Origin of the sequence: Vibrio sp. 2CM40D, assembly GCF_023161825.1 — a bacterium.
In the GTDB taxonomy this organism is placed as follows: domain Bacteria; phylum Pseudomonadota; class Gammaproteobacteria; order Enterobacterales; family Vibrionaceae; genus Vibrio; species Vibrio alginolyticus.
Map to the genome: position 1 here is coordinate 25,695 of NZ_JALNTL010000009.1, position 20,961 is coordinate 46,655.

21 protein-coding genes are annotated in these 20,961 nt (G+C 45.0%); 20 read left to right on the forward strand and 1 reads right to left on the reverse strand.

Going from position 1 to position 20,961, the window contains the following annotated elements; translation table 11 throughout:
* Positions 1 to 150 precede the first annotated feature (150 nt).
* The 6 genes from MTF70_RS18830 to secF all read left to right on the forward strand — a co-directional run bounded on the left by MTF70_RS18830 (position 151) and on the right by secF (position 7,269).
* Complete coding sequence (locus MTF70_RS18830; protein ID WP_053302967.1) at positions 151 to 1,317, forward strand: trypsin-like serine protease; 1,167 nt, start codon at positions 151 to 153, stop codon at positions 1,315 to 1,317.
* Between the two features lie 268 nt (positions 1,318 to 1,585).
* Complete coding sequence (queA, locus tag MTF70_RS18835) at positions 1,586 to 2,638, forward strand: tRNA preQ1(34) S-adenosylmethionine ribosyltransferase-isomerase QueA (RefSeq protein WP_025768859.1); 1,053 nt, start codon at positions 1,586 to 1,588, stop codon at positions 2,636 to 2,638.
* Between the two features lie 147 nt (positions 2,639 to 2,785).
* Positions 2,786 to 3,922, forward strand: coding sequence for a tRNA guanosine(34) transglycosylase Tgt (tgt, locus tag MTF70_RS18840; RefSeq protein WP_248394207.1), 1,137 nt, complete (start codon positions 2,786 to 2,788; stop codon positions 3,920 to 3,922).
* A gap of 177 nt (positions 3,923 to 4,099) precedes the next feature.
* Positions 4,100 to 4,429, forward strand: a complete 330-nt coding sequence (yajC, locus tag MTF70_RS18845; protein ID WP_005381725.1) for a preprotein translocase subunit YajC — start codon at positions 4,100 to 4,102, stop codon at positions 4,427 to 4,429.
* 21 nt (positions 4,430 to 4,450) lie between these two features.
* Positions 4,451 to 6,307: a protein translocase subunit SecD gene (secD, locus tag MTF70_RS18850; RefSeq protein WP_005381724.1), complete on the forward strand. Its 1,857-nt coding sequence runs from the start codon at positions 4,451 to 4,453 to the stop codon at positions 6,305 to 6,307.
* Positions 6,308 to 6,321: 14 nt separating this feature from the next.
* Positions 6,322 to 7,269: a protein translocase subunit SecF gene (secF, locus tag MTF70_RS18855; protein ID WP_005383689.1), complete on the forward strand. Its 948-nt coding sequence runs from the start codon at positions 6,322 to 6,324 to the stop codon at positions 7,267 to 7,269.
* Between the two features lie 209 nt (positions 7,270 to 7,478).
* Here secF and suhB read toward each other — a convergent pair whose 3' ends face one another.
* Positions 7,479 to 8,282, reverse strand: coding sequence for an inositol-1-monophosphatase (suhB, locus tag MTF70_RS18860; RefSeq protein ID WP_005381722.1), 804 nt, complete (start codon positions 8,280 to 8,282; stop codon positions 7,479 to 7,481).
* A gap of 231 nt (positions 8,283 to 8,513) precedes the next feature.
* Between suhB and trmJ the strand changes: the two genes are divergently transcribed.
* The 14 genes from trmJ to ispG all read left to right on the forward strand — a co-directional run bounded on the left by trmJ (position 8,514) and on the right by ispG (position 20,954).
* The gene (trmJ, locus tag MTF70_RS18865; RefSeq protein ID WP_025768861.1) at positions 8,514 to 9,233 is read left to right on the forward strand and encodes a tRNA (cytosine(32)/uridine(32)-2'-O)-methyltransferase TrmJ; all 720 of its coding nucleotides are present in this window, start codon (positions 8,514 to 8,516) and stop codon (positions 9,231 to 9,233) included.
* Positions 9,234 to 9,358: 125 nt separating this feature from the next.
* A complete protein-coding gene (gene iscR / locus MTF70_RS18870) occupies positions 9,359 to 9,865 on the forward strand; it encodes a Fe-S cluster assembly transcriptional regulator IscR (protein ID WP_005381720.1) in 507 nt (168 codons plus the stop codon).
* 28 nt (positions 9,866 to 9,893) lie between these two features.
* Entirely contained in the window at positions 9,894 to 11,108 is a 1,215-nt protein-coding gene (locus MTF70_RS18875; RefSeq protein ID WP_025768862.1) for an IscS subfamily cysteine desulfurase, read from the forward strand.
* Positions 11,109 to 11,146: 38 nt separating this feature from the next.
* Positions 11,147 to 11,530, forward strand: a complete 384-nt coding sequence (gene iscU, locus MTF70_RS18880; RefSeq protein ID WP_005381718.1) for a Fe-S cluster assembly scaffold IscU — start codon at positions 11,147 to 11,149, stop codon at positions 11,528 to 11,530.
* A 70-nt stretch (positions 11,531 to 11,600) separates the two neighbouring features.
* Positions 11,601 to 11,924: an iron-sulfur cluster assembly protein IscA gene (gene iscA / locus MTF70_RS18885; RefSeq protein WP_005381717.1), complete on the forward strand. Its 324-nt coding sequence runs from the start codon at positions 11,601 to 11,603 to the stop codon at positions 11,922 to 11,924.
* Positions 11,925 to 11,979: 55 nt separating this feature from the next.
* A complete protein-coding gene (gene hscB / locus MTF70_RS18890; protein ID WP_042521163.1) occupies positions 11,980 to 12,495 on the forward strand; it encodes a co-chaperone HscB in 516 nt (171 codons plus the stop codon).
* Positions 12,496 to 12,516: 21 nt separating this feature from the next.
* Entirely contained in the window at positions 12,517 to 14,370 is a 1,854-nt protein-coding gene (gene hscA, locus MTF70_RS18895) for a Fe-S protein assembly chaperone HscA (protein ID WP_017820567.1), read from the forward strand.
* A 13-nt stretch (positions 14,371 to 14,383) separates the two neighbouring features.
* Positions 14,384 to 14,722 carry an ISC system 2Fe-2S type ferredoxin gene (gene fdx / locus MTF70_RS18900; protein WP_005381713.1) on the forward strand — a complete coding sequence of 113 codons (339 nt, stop codon included), beginning with the start codon at positions 14,384 to 14,386 and terminating at the stop codon, positions 14,720 to 14,722.
* A 44-nt stretch (positions 14,723 to 14,766) separates the two neighbouring features.
* Positions 14,767 to 14,961: a Fe-S cluster assembly protein IscX gene (iscX, locus tag MTF70_RS18905; RefSeq protein WP_005381711.1), complete on the forward strand. Its 195-nt coding sequence runs from the start codon at positions 14,767 to 14,769 to the stop codon at positions 14,959 to 14,961.
* A 161-nt stretch (positions 14,962 to 15,122) separates the two neighbouring features.
* Positions 15,123 to 16,421, forward strand: coding sequence for an aminopeptidase PepB (gene pepB / locus MTF70_RS18910; protein ID WP_042521166.1), 1,299 nt, complete (start codon positions 15,123 to 15,125; stop codon positions 16,419 to 16,421).
* A 95-nt stretch (positions 16,422 to 16,516) separates the two neighbouring features.
* Positions 16,517 to 16,942, forward strand: coding sequence for a nucleoside-diphosphate kinase (gene ndk, locus MTF70_RS18915; RefSeq protein ID WP_042521171.1), 426 nt, complete (start codon positions 16,517 to 16,519; stop codon positions 16,940 to 16,942).
* A gap of 373 nt (positions 16,943 to 17,315) precedes the next feature.
* Positions 17,316 to 18,443: a bifunctional tRNA (adenosine(37)-C2)-methyltransferase TrmG/ribosomal RNA large subunit methyltransferase RlmN gene (locus MTF70_RS18920; RefSeq protein WP_017633913.1), complete on the forward strand. Its 1,128-nt coding sequence runs from the start codon at positions 17,316 to 17,318 to the stop codon at positions 18,441 to 18,443.
* Between the two features lie 435 nt (positions 18,444 to 18,878).
* The gene (gene rodZ / locus MTF70_RS18925; RefSeq protein WP_205460831.1) at positions 18,879 to 19,829 is read left to right on the forward strand and encodes a cytoskeleton protein RodZ; all 951 of its coding nucleotides are present in this window, start codon (positions 18,879 to 18,881) and stop codon (positions 19,827 to 19,829) included.
* A 6-nt stretch (positions 19,830 to 19,835) separates the two neighbouring features.
* Positions 19,836 to 20,954, forward strand: coding sequence for a flavodoxin-dependent (E)-4-hydroxy-3-methylbut-2-enyl-diphosphate synthase (gene ispG, locus MTF70_RS18930; RefSeq protein WP_005381699.1), 1,119 nt, complete (start codon positions 19,836 to 19,838; stop codon positions 20,952 to 20,954).
* The last annotated feature ends 7 nt before the right edge of the window (positions 20,955 to 20,961 follow it).

Genomic DNA, 20,961 nt, shown 5'->3' on the forward strand with positions numbered 1-20,961 from the left:
GCGAGTCAGTTGGCATTTTTAGTTGATATTGAATGTGTTCCCAAGGTAATCCAATGAATTGAATCGCACATTTTTATTCGCTGGATTTTCCAAGATTCTTCTCTCGAAGAAGATACGTCCAGGCTTACCAAATTGAAGACAGCAACCTAGATGAAACGAACAACGTGTAACAAACTTATTGCGCTGGCAGTGGCGGCATTCAGTGTGCCATCAACACAGGCGATTGTGTTAGGAGATGAACAAACCGATCCTGTTGACCGCGTTACTTTGCGAGCAAGTAATATGGCAGAGTTTCCGCTGTGTGGTGGAACGATGCTGACAGAGCAATGGGTACTGACTGCGGCGCACTGTGTGGTGATGGGACAAGGAACCAATGAAGCAACCTACTATGTGACCCCGCCGGGTGAGCTGTCGGTGAATGCGAATGTGTATGAACTTAATTCTGCAGGGCTTGATAACTTCTATCCGGTGTCTCACGTTGTGGTTCATCCGGATTACACTCGGATTTCAAAAGCTGAGACCGACAGTAATGGCAACGTGAAACCTATCCAAACCGGTTTAGATTCAGACATCGCGTTGCTGTATCTCACGCGCCCAGTGGCAAACGCGAGCTTTGCTGACCTAGCGAGTAAAGTTGACATGGAGAGTATCGAAGCACGTTTGGTGGCGGATTGGAATGATAATTACCTGACCAATCAACGTGTCGAAAATGTGCAAGTGTTTGGATGGGGGACTACTCAGCCGGATGCTTCTGAACCTTCTAATACGCTCAAAACCACCATTAGCACATTTTTACCCATCGACAAATGTTATGAGCGTTTAGAAATTGGCAGCAGTTTTCCGGGGATCATTGATTCAAGAGACAACCAAACCAAAATTTGTACGCTACCAACACAAAACCATGTATTGGAGCCAGATAGCCATACTCAATATGGCAACTCTGCATGTAAAGGTGACAGTGGTGGCCCGTTGGTCGATGTGGCGACCGGCAAACAAATTGGTATTGTTAGTGGCGGCCCCCTTATTCTACCAACGTGTGGCTCTTTGACGATCCCAAGTTTCTACACCAAGGTGAGCCACTATTACGACTGGGTACAGTCTTACATCACTGCCGATGCGCCACCAAGTCGTTACATCATTGCGCCGAATTTTATCAAAAGTGCTAACAATGAAAGTGGTGACAATAAAGAGTGTCACGATGGCATTGCGACCAATAACTGTGATTTCAAAGGCTCAGATGATGAAGGTGGCAGTCTAGGGTTTTGGTTATTGGGTTTATTCGTGCCGTTATTCTTGTGGCGAAAGCGTGAGGTTTGATAGGGCGATTGGAATGCCAAACTAATAAGCAGCGGTATACGCTGCTTTGCTTTTTTCATGTTCTCTCTTTTGGGCTCAAATTAAAAATAGTGCCAAGTAATCGAGGCTTTTCACGTTTTATTACACTCTTCACCATGGCTTTTACTGCTATATTCTGGTGATTTGCTTGCTATTGCAGCATGTAAACATATACTAGTCTGCTGCGAAAAACTCGTCGCAATTTTATCGTCGCCTAGACGTGATTTGACCAATAGATAAGACAAGTAACATGCAAGTATCAGATTTCCATTTCGACCTTCCAGATGAACTCATCGCTCGCTACCCTCAACCAGAGCGTACCGCTAGCCGACTGCTGCAAATGGACGGCAATACCGGAGAGCTCATTGATGGCACATTTACTGATGTATTGGGCCAAGTTCAACCCGGTGACTTAGTGGTGTTTAATAATACACGTGTTATTCCTGCTCGTCTTTTTGGCCGCAAGGAATCGGGCGGTAAATTAGAAGTGCTAGTGGAGCGCATGTTGGATGAGAAAAGCATCCTCGCGCACGTTCGTTGCTCTAAATCACCAAAACCAGGTACAACCATTATTGTTGGCGAGAATGATGAATATTCAGCAGAAATGGTTGCACGCCATGATGCTTTATTTGAACTGAAATTTAGTTCTGATAAGACGGTACTAGAAATTCTGGAAGAAATCGGCCATATGCCGCTTCCTCCTTACATCGACCGTCCAGACGAAGATGCAGATAAAGAGCGTTACCAAACGGTATATAATCAAAAGCCAGGTGCGGTTGCGGCACCGACGGCGGGCCTTCACTTTGATGATGTTCTCTTGGAGAAAATCAAAGCGAAAGGTGCAGAGTTTGCTTACGTTACTTTGCACGTTGGGGCGGGTACATTCCAGCCAGTAAAAGTGGAAAATATCAACGATCACCACATGCATGCCGAGTACGTAGAAGTACCACAAGAAGTCGTCGACGCAATTAAAGCGACGAAAGCGCGTGGCGGACGAATTATTGCTGTTGGTACCACATCTGTGCGTTCACTTGAAAGTGCAGCGCAAGACGCATTGCAAAAAGGGACTGAGCTGGCCCCATTCTTTGGCGATACTGAAATCTTTATTTTCCCTGGTTACGAATATCAGCTAGTGGATTGCTTGATCACAAACTTCCACTTGCCTGAATCAACACTGATCATGTTGGTGAGTGCATTTGCTGGATACGAGAACACCATGAATGCTTACAAACATGCGGTGGAAAACAAATACCGTTTCTTCTCGTATGGCGATTCAATGTTCATCAAGAAGAAAACGGCGTAGTTAAAAATAGATTTACGAGTGCTAGCAGTAAGCTAGGAAATAAAGCATCCATTGCTTTGTCTCTCGCAAGGAAAAGCGACCGCTCCTTAAAGTAGGGTAGAGCCCTAAACACTCAGTCAGACTGTTTCTCTGACACCCGGAGGCATCGTGAAATTAAAATTCGATCTTAAGAAGAAAAACGGCAATGCACGTCGTGGTCAACTGACTTTCGAACGCGGCACTGTTCAAACTCCTGCGTTCATGCCAGTAGGTACTTACGGTACCGTTAAAGGTATGACACCAGAAGAAGTAAAAGGTACTGGTGCAGAAATTCTGCTAGGTAATACGTTCCACCTGTGGCTACGTCCTGGTCAAGAAGTGATGAAAATGCACGGTGACCTGCACGATTTTATGAACTGGCACGGTCCTATTCTTACTGATTCAGGCGGCTTCCAAGTATTCAGCCTTGGTAAGATGCGTACGATCACTGAAGAGGGTGTTCACTTTCGTAACCCAGTAAACGGTGACAAGATTTTCATGGACGCAGAAAAGTCGATGGAAATTCAAAAAGACCTGGGCTCTGACATCGTTATGATTTTTGACGAGTGTACGCCTTACCCAGCGACACACGATGAAGCGAAGAAATCGATGGAAATGTCATTACGCTGGGCACAGCGTTCACGTGACCACTTCGAGAAGCTAGAAAACCCGAACAACCTATTTGGTATTGTCCAAGGTGGTGTTTACGAAGATTTACGTGATGTGTCGGTAAAAGGTCTAACGGAAATCGGTTTTGACGGTTACGCGGTTGGTGGTTTGGCAGTAGGTGAGCCTAAAGAAGACATGCACCGTATTCTTGAGCATACTTGTCCTCAACTTCCTGAAGACAAACCTCGCTACTTGATGGGCGTAGGTAAGCCAGAAGACTTGGTTGAAGGTGTTCGTCGTGGTATCGACATGTTTGACTGTGTAATGCCAACGCGTAACGCACGTAATGGTCACTTATTTGTGACTGGTGGTGTGATCAAGATCCGTAATGCGAAACATAAAACGGATACAACACCATTGGATCCGCATTGTGACTGTTACACTTGTCAAAACTACAGCAAGTCGTACCTTCACCATTTAGAGCGTTGTAATGAAATCTTAGGCGCTCGCTTGAATACAGTCCATAACCTGCGTTACTACCAGCGTCTGATGGAAAGCATTCGTAAAGCAATTGATGAAGATCGCTTCGATGAATTTGTTACTGAGTTCTATGAGCGTCGTGGCCGTGAAGTGCCACCACTAGCAAAAGAGCAGTAATTGAAAAACTAAAAGAATTAAAGCCTTTGGCATGTCGCCAGAGGCTTTTGCTAATAAAGTAGGCTAACGCACGTTATTTTTGAGAGAGCGATCTCTATTAGTTACTCTCAGACTTGAATCTAAAATGCGAAAGCCCAATTTGTTTGATTATCAATAAAATATAATGAGGATGTTTTAATGTTTATTTCTCAGGCTCACGCAGCAGCAGAAGGCGCGCCAGCAGGCGGTGGTTTTGAAATGCTAATCATGCTTGGCATGTTCGCAGTGATCTTTTACTTCATGATTTACCGCCCACAAGCGAAACGCGTAAAAGAACACAAAAACCTAATGGCTTCTATGGGCAAAGGCGACGAAGTTTTAACTAGCGGTGGCCTAGTGGGTAAAATCACTAAGATTGCTGAAGACAATGACTACATTTCAATTGAGCTTAACGCGAACAATGAAGTAGTAATCAAGAAAGACTTCATCACTGCAGTGCTACCAAAAGGTACGCTTAAGTCTCTATAAAACAGCTAAAGGATCCTCGCTGTGCTAAACCGTTATCCATTATGGAAGTACTTGATGGTGCTTTTTGCCATCATCACCGCTGCGTTATACGCACTTCCAAATATCTACGGTGAAGATCCGGCTATTCAAGTTACAGGGGCGCGTGGCGCCTCTGTAGATATGTCAACGCTGGATGCTGTCACTACTGCTCTTAACAAAGAGCAACTTTCTCATAAATCCATTGCTCTCGAAGATGGATCAATTCTTGTTCGTTTTAACGACACTGACACACAAATCAGTGCTCGTGATGTCATCAGCGAAGCGCTAGGCAAAGACACAATTGTTGCACTTAACCTTGCACCTTCTACACCCGATTGGCTAGAAGCGATTGGCGCGTCACCATTGAAGCTAGGTCTTGACCTTCGCGGTGGTGTTCACTTCTTAATGGAAGTGGATATGGATGCAGCGATGGAAAAGCTTGTTGGTCAACAAGAAGAAGCTTTCCGTAGCGAACTTCGTGACGCCAAGATTCGTTACCGTGCAATCCGCCCTTCTGGAAAAGAAGCGGTAGAAGTGTTGTTGCGTAACGAAGAGCAATTAGCAGAAGCGAAAGCAACGCTAGAAAAGAATCACCCGGACATGATTTTTGTCGATTCTGATTCAAATGGCCGTTACGCTCTTACTGCAACCTTTACTGAGCAACGTTTACAAGAGATCCGTAACTATGCTGTTGAGCAAAACATTACGATTTTACGTAATCGTGTCAACGAACTAGGTGTTGCGGAACCATTGGTTCAACGTCAAGGTGCTAGTCGCATTGTAGTTGAACTGCCTGGTGTTCAAGACACTGCTCGTGCAAAAGAAATTCTCGGAGCTACGGCAACGCTTGAATTCCGTGAAGTTGATGATAAAGCTGACCTATCGGCAGCGGCAAATGGTCGTGCGCCAGCAGGTAGTGAAATCAAGATGGACCGTGATGGTCGCCCAGTTGTGCTTAAGAAGCGCGTTATTCTTGGCGGTCAAAGCATCACAGATGCAAGCTCAAGTGTTGATGAATATGGTCGTCCACAAGTTAACATCTCGCTAGACAGCGAAGGTGGTAATAAGATGTCTGCGTTCTCTAAGAAGAACATTGGTAAGCTAATGGCTACCGTGTTTGCAGAATACAAAGACAGTGGCCGTCGTACGCCTGAAGGCAAAGTTATTCTGGATAAGCATGAAGAAGTCATCAACCAAGCAACGATTCAATCGGCTCTTGGTCGTAACTTCCGTATCACAGGTATCGACTCTGCTGCAGAAGCACACAACCTAGCACTTTTACTACGTGCTGGTGCACTGATTGCACCTATCTCTATCGTTGAAGAACGTACCATTGGTCCATCAATGGGCCAGCAAAACATCGATATGGGTATCCAAGCATGTATCTGGGGTATGGTTGCCGTAATGCTATTTACGCTGCTTTACTACCGCGGCTTTGGTTTGATTGCAAACATTGCTCTAATGGCAAACTTAGTGCTTATCATTGGTGTTATGTCGATGATTCCAGGCGCTACCATGACGCTTCCGGGGATAGCCGGTATCGTGTTAACAGTCGGTATGGCAGTTGATGCGAACGTACTGATCTTCGAGCGTATCCGTGAAGAAATTCGTGATGGACGTAGTCCACAACAAGCGATTCACCAAGGTTACGCGAATGCATTCAGCACGATTGCTGATGCGAACATCACAACACTAATTACTGCAATCATTCTATTTGCGGTCGGTACAGGTGCGGTGAAAGGTTTCGCAGTTACTCTATCTATCGGTATCTTAACTTCAATGTTCACCGCCATTATTGGTACACGTTGTATCGTGAACCTGATCTACGGTGGCAAACGCGTTGATAAATTGTCGATCTAAGGCTGGGAATTAATATGTTTCAAATTCTAAAAGCAGAGAAGACGATCGGCTTTATGCGTTGGTCGAAAGTAGCATTCGTTTTTTCAATTATAATGATTGCTGCTTCTATCTTCACTTTGTCAACCAAGTGGCTTAATTGGGGTCTAGATTTCACTGGCGGTACTCTTATCGAGGTCGGTTTTGAACAGCCAGCAAACCTTGAAGAGATTCGTGCAGCACTAGATTCAAAAGGCTTTGGCGATGCGACAGTACAAAACTTCGGTAGTGCTCGTGAAGTCATGGTTCGTCTTCGTCCACGTGATGACGTTTCTGGTGAAACGCTAGGTAACCAAATCATTGGTGCTATCAAAGATGGTACTGGCGAAAGCGTAGAAATGCGTCGTATTGAGTTCGTAGGTCCCAACGTTGGTGATGAGCTAACAGAAGCTGGTGGTCTAGCGATCTTGGTATCGCTGATCTGTATTCTGCTTTATGTATCGATGCGATTTGAATGGCGTCTAGCGGCTGGTGCGGTAATGGCATTGGCTCACGATATAATTATCACGCTAGGTGTCTTCTCGTTTCTACAAATTGAAGTTGACCTGACTATCGTAGCTGCGCTACTGACGGTTGTGGGCTACTCACTCAACGATACCATCGTTGTATTTGACCGGATTCGTGAAAACTTCCGTAAGATGCGTAAGGGTGAACCTTCAGACATTATGGACGCCTCAATCACTCAAACGTTGAGCCGTACATTGATTACATCTGGTACGACGTTGTTCGTGGTAATTGCACTGTTCATGCAGGGTGGTGCTATGATTCACGGCTTTGCAACCGCACTTTTACTCGGTATCACTGTAGGTACTTACTCTTCTATCTACGTAGCATCAGCACTGGCTCTAAAACTGGGTATCCAGAAAGAGCACTTGATGCCACCTCAAGTAGAAAAAGAGGGTGCAGAGTTCGACGAAATGCCATAAGGCAGATTGAGAACCGAAAACAAAAACCGCTGAACAATCAGCGGTTTTTTTGTATCTGAATAGAGTAGTGAGCTTGTAGAGCATCTCTGTATGAAGAGCCTTCAGCTACAGCTAAGTCGATACGGAGCAGTTGATACAAAAAAGCCCAGCTCAATGAGCGGGGCTTTCTAAAGTCATCAGCGTGACGGGCTATATATGACTTTCAAATCTTACTTAAGGATCGCGCTGTTACCGTTTTCGCGGATGTGCTTAAGGATAGATTTTACGCCACGAGCGCTTGAAGCAACGATGTTACCAGACTTCATGTAGTCAGTGCCGCCAGCAAAGTCTGTTAGGATTGCGCCAGCTTCACGAGCAATAAGCTCACCTGCTGCCATATCCCAAGGTTTTAGGCCTAGCTCGAAGTAACCATCAACACGGCCAGCAGCCACGTAACAAAGGTCAAGAGCAGCAGAGCCGCTACGACGGAAATCAGCACACTCAGTGAATAGCGCACCAACGATCTTGATGTAAGACTCAGCGTGTTGTTTCTGCTTGAATGGGAAGCCTGTTGCTAGAACAGTGCCTTGAAGGTCTTTTAGTTGAGCAACACGAATACGTGCACTGTTTAGTTGAGCGCCGGCACCGCGTTGTGCAGTGAATAGCTCGTTTTGCATTGGATCGTAAACACAAGCAACTTCAGTTTTGCCCTTAATACGAACAGCGATAGAAACCGCGAAAGTTGGGTAACCTTTTACAAAGTTAGTGGTGCCATCCAGTGGGTCGATGATCCATTGTACGTCTTTATCTTTACCTTCGATAAGACCTTGTTCTTCAGCAACGATACAGTGCTCAGGGTAAGACTGCTTGATAGTATCGATGATGATGTATTCTGCTTCTTTGTCTACGTTAGTGACAAAGTCATTAGTGCCTTTAAGAGTAGATTCTACTTTATCAGTGTTTTCTAATGATTTAGCAATATGATTGCCTGCCTTTCGCGCAGCGCGAATAGCAATGTTTAGCATTGGATGCATACGAATTTCCCAACGGATGTTAAAGAACAAATGAAAGCGGCGGCGAGTATACCAGAGATAATTAAAAAGGGAAGTGGTTATTTTTTGTTCTAAATGCGACTGGTTGAGTGTACAGAGCATACTGCGGACGAGAACAATAACCAAGAATGAGAAGAGAGGTCTGCTTGCCTCTAGGGTGTCTTAAAAAACTATGATAACATTCTGCGGTTTTAATTTAGGTAGCAAACACAGATGTTGGATCAAGTAAAAATTGTACTCGTAGGTACCTCTCATTCAGGCAATATTGGCTCAGCAGCTCGAGCAATGAAAGTGATGGGTTTAAACCAACTAGTATTAGTCGATCCACAATGTGAAGTGGATGAACAAACTCTTGCTTTAGCTGCGGGTGCTGGTGATATTGCTCAAAATGCAAAGATTGTCGGCACATTAGAAGAAGCTGTTGAAGATTGTGGCCTTGTTGTGGGTTCTAGCGCCCGCTCTCGTACATTAGAATGGCCAATGCTCGAGCCACGTGAATGCGGTGAGAAATTTGCAGTTGAAGGCCGAAAGCATCCGGTTGCGCTCGTGTTTGGCCGAGAAAGAACTGGTTTGACAAACGAAGAGCTACAAAAGTGCCACTACCATGTTTGTATTCCCGCTAATCCTGAGTACAGCTCGCTTAACCTAGCGATGGCTGTACAAACTCTCAGTTACGAAGTGCGAGTTGCACACTTGAACTTAGAGCAAAGACAGTTTTCCCCAAATGAATCGGAAGAATACCCGCGTCATCGAGAACTCGAAATGTTCTTCGAGCATCTTGAAAAGGTGATGGTTGAGACCCAGTTTATTAACAAAGAGCAACCTGGACAGGTGATGAATAAGTTGCGCCGTTTGTTCTCTCGTGCTCGACCAGAAACCCAAGAACTTAATATTCTACGAGGCGTTTTGACTTCGATAGAAAAGAAGTTCTGAGTGAATAATAACCACTTTAGGTGTAAGGATGAATACCTGAGTAAAATGGTCAAATAAATACTTGACCAAATTACTCAGGTATGGAAAAATCTTAACCATTACAAACCATGTGGATACGGTGTGGTATGAAACTTACATCTAAAGGAAGATATGCGGTGACAGCCATGCTGGATGTGGCACTGCATTCGCAACAAAACCCTGTACCTCTGGCTGATATTTCAGAGCGTCAAGGGATCTCGCTCTCTTACTTAGAGCAGCTATTTTCAAAATTGCGTAAAGCAGGTCTCGTTGCCAGCGTTCGTGGTCCTGGTGGTGGTTACCGACTTGGTGCCGACGCTCACAGTATCGCTATTGGTACCGTGATTGCTGCCGTTGATGAGTCAGTAGATGCAACCAAATGCCAAGGTAAAGGAGATTGCCAAGGTGGAACACGTTGCCTTACTCACACGCTGTGGCGTGACCTAAGCTCTCGCATTAGTGACTTTTTGAATAACATCACTCTTGGTGAGTTGATGACAGACAATGAAGTACTCGAAATTTCTGATCGTCAGGACATTGATCTGGCGGTAACCCATGGGCTATCAAACAAAAATACAACCGCCGCGCCCATCGGTGTAAACGTCCGCTCTTAGCGGTCAGCTTTTTACATTGGAGTAGAGAATGAAACTGCCGATTTATCTTGATTATTCCGCTACATGTCCAGTTGATCCACGTGTTGCTGAAAAAATGGTTCAGTACATGACAATGGATGGCACATTTGGCAACCCAGCGTCGCGTTCGCACCGTTACGGCTGGCAGGCAGAAGAAGCGGTCGATACTGCTCGTGAGCAAATTGCTGACCTTCTAAATGCAGATCCTCGCGAAATCGTATTTACATCTGGTGCGACAGAATCAGACAACCTTGCTATTAAAGGTGCAGCGCACTTTTACTCGAAGAAAGGCAAGCACGTAATCACTTGTAAAACAGAGCACAAAGCCGTTCTTGACCCATGTCGTCAACTTGAGCGTGAAGGCTTTGAAGTGACTTACCTTGAGCCAGAATCAAATGGCTTGATCGATCTAGAGAAGCTTAAAGCGGCAATGCGTGATGACACAGTGCTTGTGTCTATTATGCACGTAAACAACGAGATTGGTGTGGTTCAAGACATTACAGCGATCGGCGAATTGTGTCGTGAGCGTAAAATTGTTTTCCACGTGGATGCAGCGCAATCTGCAGGTAAATTACCAATCGACGTTCAAGAGATGAAAGTTGACCTAATTTCGCTTTCTGCTCACAAAGTTTATGGCCCTAAAGGCATCGGTGCACTTTACGTTCGTCGTAAGCCTCGTATTCGTCTTGAAGCGCAAATGCACGGTGGCGGCCATGAGCGTGGTTTCCGCTCTGGTACACTACCTACTCACCAAATCGTAGGTATGGGTGAAGCATTCCGTATTGCAAAAGAAGACATGCAAAAAGATTACGATCATGCTTTAGCGCTTCGTAACCGTCTTTTTGATGGCGTGAAAGACTTAGAAGCAGTGACGGTAAACGGTGACTTTGAGCAGCGTGTACCACACAACCTAAACATCAGTTTCGCATTCGTAGAAGGTGAATCACTACTAATGTCGCTTAAAGATCTAGCGGTATCTTCTGGTAGTGCTTGTACGTCTGCAAGCCTTGAGCCTTCTTACGTTCTTCGTGCCCTAGGCATGGATGACGAATTGGCTCACAGCTCGGTTCGTTTCTCGTTTGGTCGTTTCACGACTGAAGAAGAAATTGATTACGCAATTGAACAAATCCGCGTTGCAGTGACTAAGCTACGCGACATGTCTCCTCTATGGGATATGTACAAAGAAGGGATTGATTTGAGCACTGTTGAATGGGCTCACCATTAATCTCAGGGATTGAAATAGAGGATTCGAGGTAATTTATCATGGCATACAGCGAAAAAGTAATTGATCACTACGAGAACCCACGTAACGTTGGTTCATTCGATAAAGAAGATCCATCAGTAGGTAGCGGCATGGTTGGCGCTCCTGCGTGTGGTGACGTAATGAAGCTTCAAATCAAAGTGACACCTGAAGGTATCATCGAAGATGCGAAGTTCAAAACATACGGTTGTGGTAGTGCAATCGCATCAAGCTCACTAGTAACTGAGTGGGTAAAAGGTAAGTCAGTTGATGAAGCGGCAGCAATTAAAAACTCTGAGATTGCTGAAGAGCTAGAGCTTCCACCAGTGAAAGTTCACTGTTCTATTCTTGCTGAAGATGCAATCAAAGCAGCGGTTGCTGACTACAAGAAAAAACACCAAGAATAATTATTCCGTAATATAATGGGAGCTTTGACGCTCCCATTCCAATCGAAATTTAGACAGACTAAGGTGCAGTATGGCCATCACAATGACAGAATCAGCGGCAAGTCGCGTAAGAGCATTCCTAGATAACCGAGGCAAAGGTATCGGTTTACGTCTTGGAGTGAAGACGACTGGTTGTTCCGGCATGGCATACGTACTTGAGTTTGTTGATGAGCTCAATGAAGAAGACGAAGTATTTGAACTCTCTGGAGTGAAAATTATCATCGATCAAAAGAGCTTAGTGTACCTAGATGGTACTGAATTGGATTACGTGAAAGAAGGGTTGAATGAAGGTTTTGAATTCAACAACCCTAACGCGAAAAGTGAATGTGGTTGTGGTGAAAGCTTCAACGTCTAATTGATTGTCCTTCTGGGCAAACGAGTCCGGAAGGCTTTACTAGGACCCGAACTTAATGAATCACTTTGAATTATTTGGGCTACCAAGTCAGTTTAAGCTGGATGGTAGCCTTCTTTCTTCTCAGTTCCGAGAACTACAAAAACGCTTCCACCCGGATAACTTTGCAACGGGCTCAGAACGTGACCGTTTGATGGCGGTGCAAAAGGCGGCGCAAATCAACGATGCCTATCAAGTTCTGAAAAATCCTATTTCTCGCGCCGAGTATATCCTCGCAGAGCAAGGTGTTGAGATCCGAGGTGAACAGCAAACGATGCAAGATCCGATGTTCTTAATGGAGCAAATGGAACTGCGCGAAGAACTGGAAGAGATTGCTGACAACTCCGATCCTGAATCGGCGCTTTTTGACTTCGACTCTAAGGTCAGCAAAATGTACAAACAGCATCTGGCAAGCGTCGAGCAAGAGCTTGATGATGGTCTATGGGCTGAAGCCGCAGACCGAGTTCGTAAGCTAAAATTCATTGCCAAACTAAAGAACGAAATTGAGCTAGTCGAAGACAAACTCCTCGGCTAGTAAGCGTGACAAGGACCTATCATGGCACTACTTCAAATCGCAGAACCGGGCCAAAGCTCGGCACCTCATGAGCATAAGTTAGCAGCGGGTATCGACTTAGGTACTACCAACTCTTTGGTTGCTTCTGTACGTAGCGGCGATGCAACTCCACTTGCGGACGAGCAGGGCCGTACTATTTTACCTTCAGTCGTTAATTACGCTGAGGAAACGTTAACGGTCGGCCACGAAGCCAAAGCCAAAGCAGAGTTTGAACCAGAGAACACGATTATCTCTGTAAAACGTTTGATCGGTCGTTCATTAAAGGACATTCAGTCCCGTTACTCTTCACTTCCTTATCGTTTTAAAGAGAGTGAAAACGGCCTGCCAATTCTGCAAACACCTCAAGGTGACAAAAACCCGATTGAAGTATCTGCGGACATCCTAAAAGTATTGGGTAAGCGAGCTGAAGATACGTTAGGTGGTGAGTTAGCAGGTGTCGTTATTACCGTTCCTGCTTACTTTGATGACGCGCAACGTGCAGGTACAAAAGATGCGGCGAAATTAGCTGGTCTTCATGTTCTCCGTCTACTTAATGAACCAACCGCTGCGGCAATTGCTTATGGCCTAGACTCTGGTCAAGAAGGTGTGATTGCGGTTTACGATCTAGGTGGCGGTACTTTTGATATCTCTATCCTACGTTTATCGAAAGGCGTATTTGAAGTATTAGCAACAGGTGGCGATTCTGCATTAGGCGGTGACGACTTCGACCATCTATTTGCCGATTATTTAATGGAGCAAGCGGGTCTAGAAGCGCCGCTTTCTGCAGAAAAGAACCGTACACTGTTGAACATTGCTACTGAAGCTAAGATTGCTTTCTCTGAGCAAGACAGTGTTGACGTTGACGTTTTTGGTTGGAAAGGCACCGTGACTCGCGAGCAGTTCGAAGATCTGATTCGTCCGCTAGTGAAGAAAACCCTGATGTCTTGTCGTCGCGCATTAAAAGATGCGGATGTCGACGCAGATGAAGTACTCGAGGTCGTCATGGTTGGTGGCTCAACACGCACATTGCTTGTACGAGAAATGGTTGGCGAATTCTTTGGCCGTACACCACTGACAAGCATTAACCCAGATGAAGTTGTTGCAATCGGTGCGGGTATTCAAGCTGATATCCTAGCGGGTAACAAACCTGACTCTGAAATGTTGCTTCTTGATGTGATTCCACTGTCGCTCGGTATTGAAACCATGGGTGGTTTGGTCGAGAAGATCATCCCCCGCAACACTACGATTCCCGTTGCGCGTGCGCAAGAATTTACCACATTCAAAGATGGCCAAACGGCGATGAGTGTTCATGTGGTACAAGGTGAACGTGAAATGGTTGATGACTGTCGTTCACTTGCTCGCTTCTCGTTAAAAGGTATTCCTCCGATGGCAGCGGGTGCGGCACATATTCGCGTGACTTACCAAGTTGACGCAGATGGCCTTCTTTCTGTTACGGCAATGGAGAAGAGCACTGGTGTTCAATCAGAGATTCAAGTAAAACCTTCTTACGGCTTAAGTGACAATGAAGTGGCGGATATGTTGCGTGATTCAATGACGCACGCAAAAGAAGACATGCAAGCTCGTGCCTTAGCTGAGCAGCGTGTTGAAGCTGACCGAGTGATAGAAGGTTTGATTGCAGCGATGCAAGCTGATGGTGATGACTTACTATCAGAACAAGAGAAACAAAACTTGATTAAAGCCATCGAAGCCTTGATTGAGCTGCGTAATGGTGATGATGCAGATGCGATAGAGCAAGGCATTAAAGATACCGATAAAGCGAGCCAAGATTTCGCATCACGCCGTATGGATAAATCGATTCGAGCTGCGTTGTCAGGTCAATCAGTAGACGATATATAAGAGATAAGTAGTTATGCCTAAGATTATTGTATTACCACACGACGATTTGTGCCCAGAAGGTGCAGTGTTGGAAGCAAACTCTGGTGACACCGTTCTAGACGTAGCGCTAAAAAACGGTATCGGTATTGAACATGCGTGTGAGAAGTCATGTGCGTGTACTACCTGCCACGTAATCATCCGTGAAGGTTTTGATTCACTAGAAGAAAGTGAAGAACTAGAAGACGACATGCTAGATAAAGCGTGGGGTCTAGAGCCTGAGTCACGCCTAGGGTGTCAGGCGAGAATCGCTGATGAAGACTTGGTGGTAGAAATTCCTAAATACACACTAAACCACGCTTCAGAAGATCACTAAAACTATCTTCCCAATATAGGGAAGAAGCAAAAGGAAGATGAGCAATGAAATGGACAGATTCTCGCGATATCGCGATTGAACTTTGTGACAAGTTTCCAGATGTCGATCCAAAAACAGTGCGTTTTACCGATCTTCATCAATGGATCATGGAGTTAGATGAGTTTGACGATGAGCCAAACCGTTCTAATGAAAAGATTCTAGAAGCCGTTATCATGTGCTGGATGGACGAAGCAGACTAAGTCTGTAAAACACAGCCTAGTTAACAATTCTTACTAAAAAAAGCGGACCTTTAGGTCCGTTTTTTTATCCAATTGACATTTTTGCCCTACATAATGCTAACATCCGTGAGTTATTAAAAAGAAGCAGCGTAGGCAACGCTGCTATAAGACAAGGAGAAACCATGTCTACACAGATGTCTGTATTTTTAAGTCAAGAGTCGGCAGCACCACATTGGGGTGAAAAAGCACTGCTTTCATTCGCTGAAAACGGCGCAACTATTCACTTAGGTGAAGGTTATGATCTCGGCGCAATTCAACGTGCAGCTCGTCAGCTAGATGGCCAAGGAATTCGTTCTATTTTTCTTTCTGGTGATAACTGGGATCTAGAGAGCGTATGGGCTTTCCACCAAGGGTTCCGTAACCCTAAAAAACATGGCTCAGTTGAGTGGGCTGCATTGTCTGATGAAGATCAAGCAGAGCTTCAAGCTCGTATTACTTCGACTGATTTTACCCGCGATATTATCAACAAAACGGCAGAAGAAGTTGCTCCTCGTCAGCTAGCGACAATGGCTGCTGAATTCATCAAATCTGTTGCGCCGAAAGGCACGGTGACAGCTCGTATCGTCAAAGACAAAGACTTGTTGGCAGAAGGTTGGGAAGGTATTTACGCAGTAGGCCGTGGTTCTGAGCGTACTTCTGCGATGCTTCAGTTAGACTACAACCCAACTGGTGACGAAAACGCACCTGTATTCGCATGTCTTGTGGGTAAAGGCATCACCTTTGATTCCGGTGGTTACAGCTTGAAGCCTTCTACCTTCATGAGTGCAATGAAAGCAGATATGGGTGGCTCGGGTACTATAACTGGTGGCCTAGGATTAGCTATCTTGCGCGGTTTAAACAAGCGCGTAAAACTGATCTTGTGTTGTGCTGAGAACATGGTTTCTGGCCGTGCCCTTAAGCTTGGCGACATCATCACTTACAAAAACGGCAAAACCGTTGAGATTATGAATACCGACGCGGAAGGTCGCTTGGTGCTTGCAGACGGTCTTATCTACGCCAGTGAGCAAAAGCCTGAGTTAATCATTGACTGCGCGACGTTAACAGGCGCAGCGAAGAATGCGTTAGGTAACGATTACCATGCGCTAATGAGCTTTGATGATGAGCTATCGCATCAAGCGCTTACGGCGGCAAACCAGGAAAAAGAAGGCTTGTGGCCGCTACCACTTGCTGATTTCCATCGAGAAATGCTGCCATCTAATTTTGCCGATTTATCGAATATCAGCTCTGGTGATTATTCTCCAGGTGCAAGTACTGCAGCTGCATTCTTGTCTTACTTCGTTGAGGACTACAAAAAAGGCTGGTTACATTTCGACTGTGCGGGTACGTATCGTAAAGCCGCTTCTGATAAATGGGCTGCGGGAGCAACGGGTATGGGTGTTCGTACACTTGCTCGTTTCCTCAATGAGCAAGCTGGAAAATAAGATTGATTGCAGCACTCTCTTGTTTGAGTGCTGCTCTTACCCAGTAAGTCACTTTAAAAGCACAACTATTATTACAAGTACAGAAAGGAAATTTTATGGCTCTAGAAAGAACATTTTCAATCATTAAGCCTGATGCTGTAGAGCGAAACCTAATTGGTGAAATCTACAATCGTATTGAAAAGGCTGGCCTACGTATCATCGCTGCCAAAATGGTTCACCTGACAGAAGATCAGGCAAGCGGCTTTTATGCAGAGCATGAAGGTAAAGAGTTTTTCCCTCCTCTAAAAGAGTTCATGACATCTGGTCCTATTATGGTTCAGGTATTGGAAGGTGAAAATGCGATTGCACGTTACCGCGAGCTAATGGGTAAAACCAACCCAGAGGAAGCGGCATGCGGCACTTTGCGTGCTGATTACGCACTCAGCATGCGTCACAATTCAGTTCATGGTTCCGATAGCCCTGAGTCTGCCGCTCGTGAAATTGAGTTTTTCTTCCCTGAATCAGAAGTTTTCTCTCGCTAACTCGTTCATGCATCACTTTTGCGTGATGATCTAGTTCGTAACAACCTCGGATTTGTCCGAGGTTTTTTATTCCGTGTTCTCCATTTCATCGGCGAGTTCATTCGTAAGTACTCGCGAAGACGTTGGCTAATCTGAGCACCTTACAGGGGGGAAAGCTTAGTTACGTGTGTTTGTTCTCACTGCTTTCTCTGCACCACTTCTACGCTTTTGCTGTCGGTTGTCTAATCATTATTCTCACCGTAAAGTCTGATTAAAATTTAATCGTTTTTATTTTAATGCCTTAGCAAACTCAGGGTCTTACACCCCTTGTTGTAGCTGAATAAAGGCTGTACAATTCGCGCCCTTATTCTTGTTTCAGTCATTGAGAGGCAACATGACCACTGAAAAAATCAATCTACTCGACTTTGATCGCAAAGGCATGCGTCAGTTTTTCGCGGAAGAACTTGGCGAGAAAGCGTTTCGTGCCGATCAGGTTATGAAGTGGATCTACCATTTCGGTGTAGATGACTTCGAAAAAATGACAAACATCAACAAGAAGCTGCGCGAAAAGCTTTTACACAAGTGTGAAATTAAAGCACCAACTGTAGCAGAAGCTCAGCATTCTTCAGACGGCACGATCAAGTGGGCAATGAAGGTTGGTGATCAGGATGTAGAAACGGTTTACATTCCAGAAGATGATCGCGCAACGCTTTGTGTATCTTCTCAAGTAGGTTGTGCATTGGAATGTAAGTTCTGCTCAACAGCACAGCAGGGCTTTAACCGTAACTTGAAAGTTTCAGAGATCATCGGTCAGGTGTGGCGTGCTGCACGTGAAATTGGTCTTGAGAAAGAAACAGGCCGTCGCCCAATTACGAACGTCGTGATGATGGGCATGGGTGAGCCGCTTCTTAATATGAAGAACTTGATTCCTGCATTGGAGTTAATGCTGGATGACCTTGGCTTTGGTTTGTCGAAGCGTCGCGTAACCGTATCAACATCAGGTGTGGTTTCTGGTCTTGATCAGATGACGGGCAAAATCGACGTTGCGTTGGCGATCTCTCTTCATGCGCCAAACGATAAGCTGCGTAGTGAAATCATGCCAATTAACGATCGTTGGGATATTCAAGATTTCCTAGCATCCGTTCGTCGTTACATTGCTTCATCGAATGCAAACCGTGGCAAGGTAACAGTCGAGTACGTGTTGCTTGATCATGTGAACGATGACATGGACCATGCACGCGAGCTGGCTGAATTGATGAAAGACACACCATGTAAGATTAACTTGATTCCGTTTAACCCGTACCCAGGTTCACCTTACAAGAAACCAAGTAACTCACGTATTGATCGCTTCCAAAAAACATTGATGCAATACGAGCACACAGTTACGGTTCGTAAAACACGTGGTGATGACATTGATGCCGCATGTGGTCAGTTGGTCGGTGATGTAATTGACCGAACTAAACGTACGGCAATGCTGAAAGCGTCACGCGGTGCCGATACCATTGAAGTGAAAGCTGTATAAACGACCGGAATTCAAAAATAGCCAGAGCCATTCGCTCTGGCTATTTTGTTTATTGTTTAGGACATTTTCGCAAAGATTTGTGACTATCACTCTTCAACTTAAGGTTATTTGGGTATAATTTCGAATTCCTTTGTCAAAGTTTGGACAAAAGCTTGAGCTATCTGTTAGTTTGAGTGTAAAGAGTTTTTGTCTTCGTTGCGCATTCGCTTATCATGATATGTAACACTAACGATGACACCGATAATTCTCAGCACTTTCTCACATACGTTTTGCTGATTTTTGCAAAACGGGTATTCGCACTCAGATCGCTGAGAGTTTCTTAAAATTATTATTTTTGGTTAACGCGTTTAGGCTAGCTATCTTTAAAGAGGCTTAAGAACAATAACGAAAATACATGACCACGTTAGCCACTAAAACAGATTAAATACCGCCATTATGACAGAACACGAAAATACGAATGAAGTGCCACTCTCTATTGAAGCTGGCACATTACTGAAAAACAAACGTGAATCCTTGGGAATGAGCCAAAAGCAAGTTGCCGATCGCCTGAGGCTTCGCATTTCTGTGATTGAAGATATTGAAAATAACCGATTTGAATCTCAACAAGTCGCGACATTTACGCGTGGTTACTTACGCTCTTACGCTAAATTCGTAGGTCTTGATGAGAAGGTGGTTTTGACGGCGTTAGAGCAGACTGCCGATGCTCAGCCTCAAGAGCAAGAAATTGAAATGCAAAGCTTCTCTCGTAAAACAAAAGACGAGAAGCACAATAGCCGTATTATGCTCCTTACTTGGGTTATCGGGCTGGTCATTATTGGCATTTCAGCGGCATGGTGGTGGCAAAACCAACAAGAAAATAGCCTAACTAAGGAAGTAACGGATTCGAGTGTTGAAGCGCCGCAGCCCACTGCTCAAGAATTAGCTGATATCGATTTGATGACGGCTGAAGAGTTAATCGCAAGCACTCCTGAAGAAGTTGCTTCAACTAATGAAGGTGTTGCTGAATTGACTGAAGCACCCGTTGAGCAAGGGGCGGATCCTTTGCTGACTGAAACTGAAAATACAACAAGCGTAGATTTTGAAGAACCTGTTGCCGTGATTGAAGCGGCGGAAGAGGAACAGCCTGCGCCAGTAGTACCTGAAGGCATGACACTTCTTACTATGAAGTTTAAAGCGGACTGTTGGATTCAAGTAAAAGACACCAATGGTAAAACGCTGGTAAGTGGTACTCATAAGCCAGGACAAGATGTAGAACTTACCGGAAAAGCGCCATTTAAAGTGATATTAGGCGCACCGGAAGGGGTTACAATGACATTTGCAAGTGAACCTGTCGACCTTTCTGGGTATACTTCAGGCAAAGTAGCTAGATTCACTCTACCGTTATAAAAAATTATGCAACACGAATCTCCAATTATTCGTCGTAAATCGACGCGTATTTATGTGGGTGATGTGCCAATTGGTGATGGTGCGCCAATTGCAGTACAGTCAATGACTAACACTCGCACGACTGACGTAGAAGCGACAGTCGCTCAAATCCGAGCACTAGAAAAAGTCGGCGCAGATATCGTTCGAGTTTCTGTACCTACGATGGACGCAGCAGAAGCTTTCAAACTGATTAAACAGCAAGTTTCTGTACCATTAGTGGCTGATATTCATTTCGACTATCGTATCGCGCTGAAAGTTGCGGAGTACGGAGTTGACTGTTTACGTATCAACCCTGGTAACATCGGCAATGAAGAGCGCATTCGCGCTGTTGTTGATTGCGCTCGCGATAAAAACATCCCGATCCGTATTGGTGTCAATGGTGGATCTTTGGAAAAAGATCTACAGATGAAATACGGTGAGCCTACGCCAGAAGCCTTGGTTGAATCGGCGATGCGTCACGTAGATCATCTCGATCGTCTTAACTTTGACCAATTTAAAGTTAGCGTGAAAGCTTCAGACGTTTTTCTTGCGGTGGATTCATATCGTCTGCTGGCGAAGAAAATCGATCAGCCTCTTCATTTAGGTATCACAGAGGCGGGTGGTGCTCGAGCTGGCGCTGTTAAGTCATCTGTTGGCTTAGGTATGCTGTTATCTGAAGGGATAGGCGATACGCTGCGTATCTCTTTGGCTGCCGATCCAGTTGAAGAAATCAAAGTCGGTTTCGACATCCTTAAATCTCTGCGCATTCGCTCTCGAGGCATCAACTTTATTGCGTGCCCAAGCTGCTCACGCCAAGAATTCGATGTGATTGGTACGGTGAATGCACTGGAGCAACGTTTAGAAGACATCATCACGCCAATGGATGTGTCTATCATCGGTTGTGTGGTAAACGGCCCTGGTGAAGCAGAAGTTTCTCACTTAGGTCTAGCAGGTAGTAACAAGAAGAGCGCATTCTACGAAGATGGTAAACGCCAGAAAGAGCGCTTTGATAACGATGACCTTGTGAATAAGCTAGAAGCTAAGATCCGTGCGAAAGCAGCTATGATGAATGGCGAAAACCGCATCGAAGTTAAAGTACAAGATTAATCTCAAC

Excerpts from the sequence above, each read along its gene's own strand:
- MTF70_RS18830 (WP_053302967.1), top strand. The coding sequence starts at position 151 with ATGAAACGAACAACGTGTAACAAACTTATTGCGCTGGCAGTGGCGGCA.
- queA (WP_025768859.1), top strand. The coding sequence starts at position 1,586 with ATGCAAGTATCAGATTTCCATTTCGACCTTCCAGATGAACTCATCGCT.
- yajC (WP_005381725.1), top strand. The coding sequence starts at position 4,100 with ATGTTTATTTCTCAGGCTCACGCAGCAGCAGAAGGCGCGCCAGCAGGC.
- secF (WP_005383689.1), top strand. The coding sequence starts at position 6,322 with ATGTTTCAAATTCTAAAAGCAGAGAAGACGATCGGCTTTATGCGTTGG.
- suhB (WP_005381722.1), bottom strand. The coding sequence starts at position 8,282 with ATGCATCCAATGCTAAACATTGCTATTCGCGCTGCGCGAAAGGCAGGC.
- trmJ (WP_025768861.1), top strand. The coding sequence starts at position 8,514 with ATGTTGGATCAAGTAAAAATTGTACTCGTAGGTACCTCTCATTCAGGC.
- iscR (WP_005381720.1), top strand. The coding sequence starts at position 9,359 with ATGAAACTTACATCTAAAGGAAGATATGCGGTGACAGCCATGCTGGAT.
- MTF70_RS18875 (WP_025768862.1), top strand. The coding sequence starts at position 9,894 with ATGAAACTGCCGATTTATCTTGATTATTCCGCTACATGTCCAGTTGAT.
- iscU (WP_005381718.1), top strand. The coding sequence starts at position 11,147 with ATGGCATACAGCGAAAAAGTAATTGATCACTACGAGAACCCACGTAAC.
- iscA (WP_005381717.1), top strand. The coding sequence starts at position 11,601 with ATGGCCATCACAATGACAGAATCAGCGGCAAGTCGCGTAAGAGCATTC.
- hscB (WP_042521163.1), top strand. The coding sequence starts at position 11,980 with ATGAATCACTTTGAATTATTTGGGCTACCAAGTCAGTTTAAGCTGGAT.
- hscA (WP_017820567.1), top strand. The coding sequence starts at position 12,517 with ATGGCACTACTTCAAATCGCAGAACCGGGCCAAAGCTCGGCACCTCAT.
- fdx (WP_005381713.1), top strand. The coding sequence starts at position 14,384 with ATGCCTAAGATTATTGTATTACCACACGACGATTTGTGCCCAGAAGGT.
- iscX (WP_005381711.1), top strand. The coding sequence starts at position 14,767 with ATGAAATGGACAGATTCTCGCGATATCGCGATTGAACTTTGTGACAAG.
- pepB (WP_042521166.1), top strand. The coding sequence starts at position 15,123 with ATGTCTACACAGATGTCTGTATTTTTAAGTCAAGAGTCGGCAGCACCA.
- ndk (WP_042521171.1), top strand. The coding sequence starts at position 16,517 with ATGGCTCTAGAAAGAACATTTTCAATCATTAAGCCTGATGCTGTAGAG.
- MTF70_RS18920 (WP_017633913.1), top strand. The coding sequence starts at position 17,316 with ATGACCACTGAAAAAATCAATCTACTCGACTTTGATCGCAAAGGCATG.
- rodZ (WP_205460831.1), top strand. The coding sequence starts at position 18,879 with ATGACAGAACACGAAAATACGAATGAAGTGCCACTCTCTATTGAAGCT.
- ispG (WP_005381699.1), top strand. The coding sequence starts at position 19,836 with ATGCAACACGAATCTCCAATTATTCGTCGTAAATCGACGCGTATTTAT.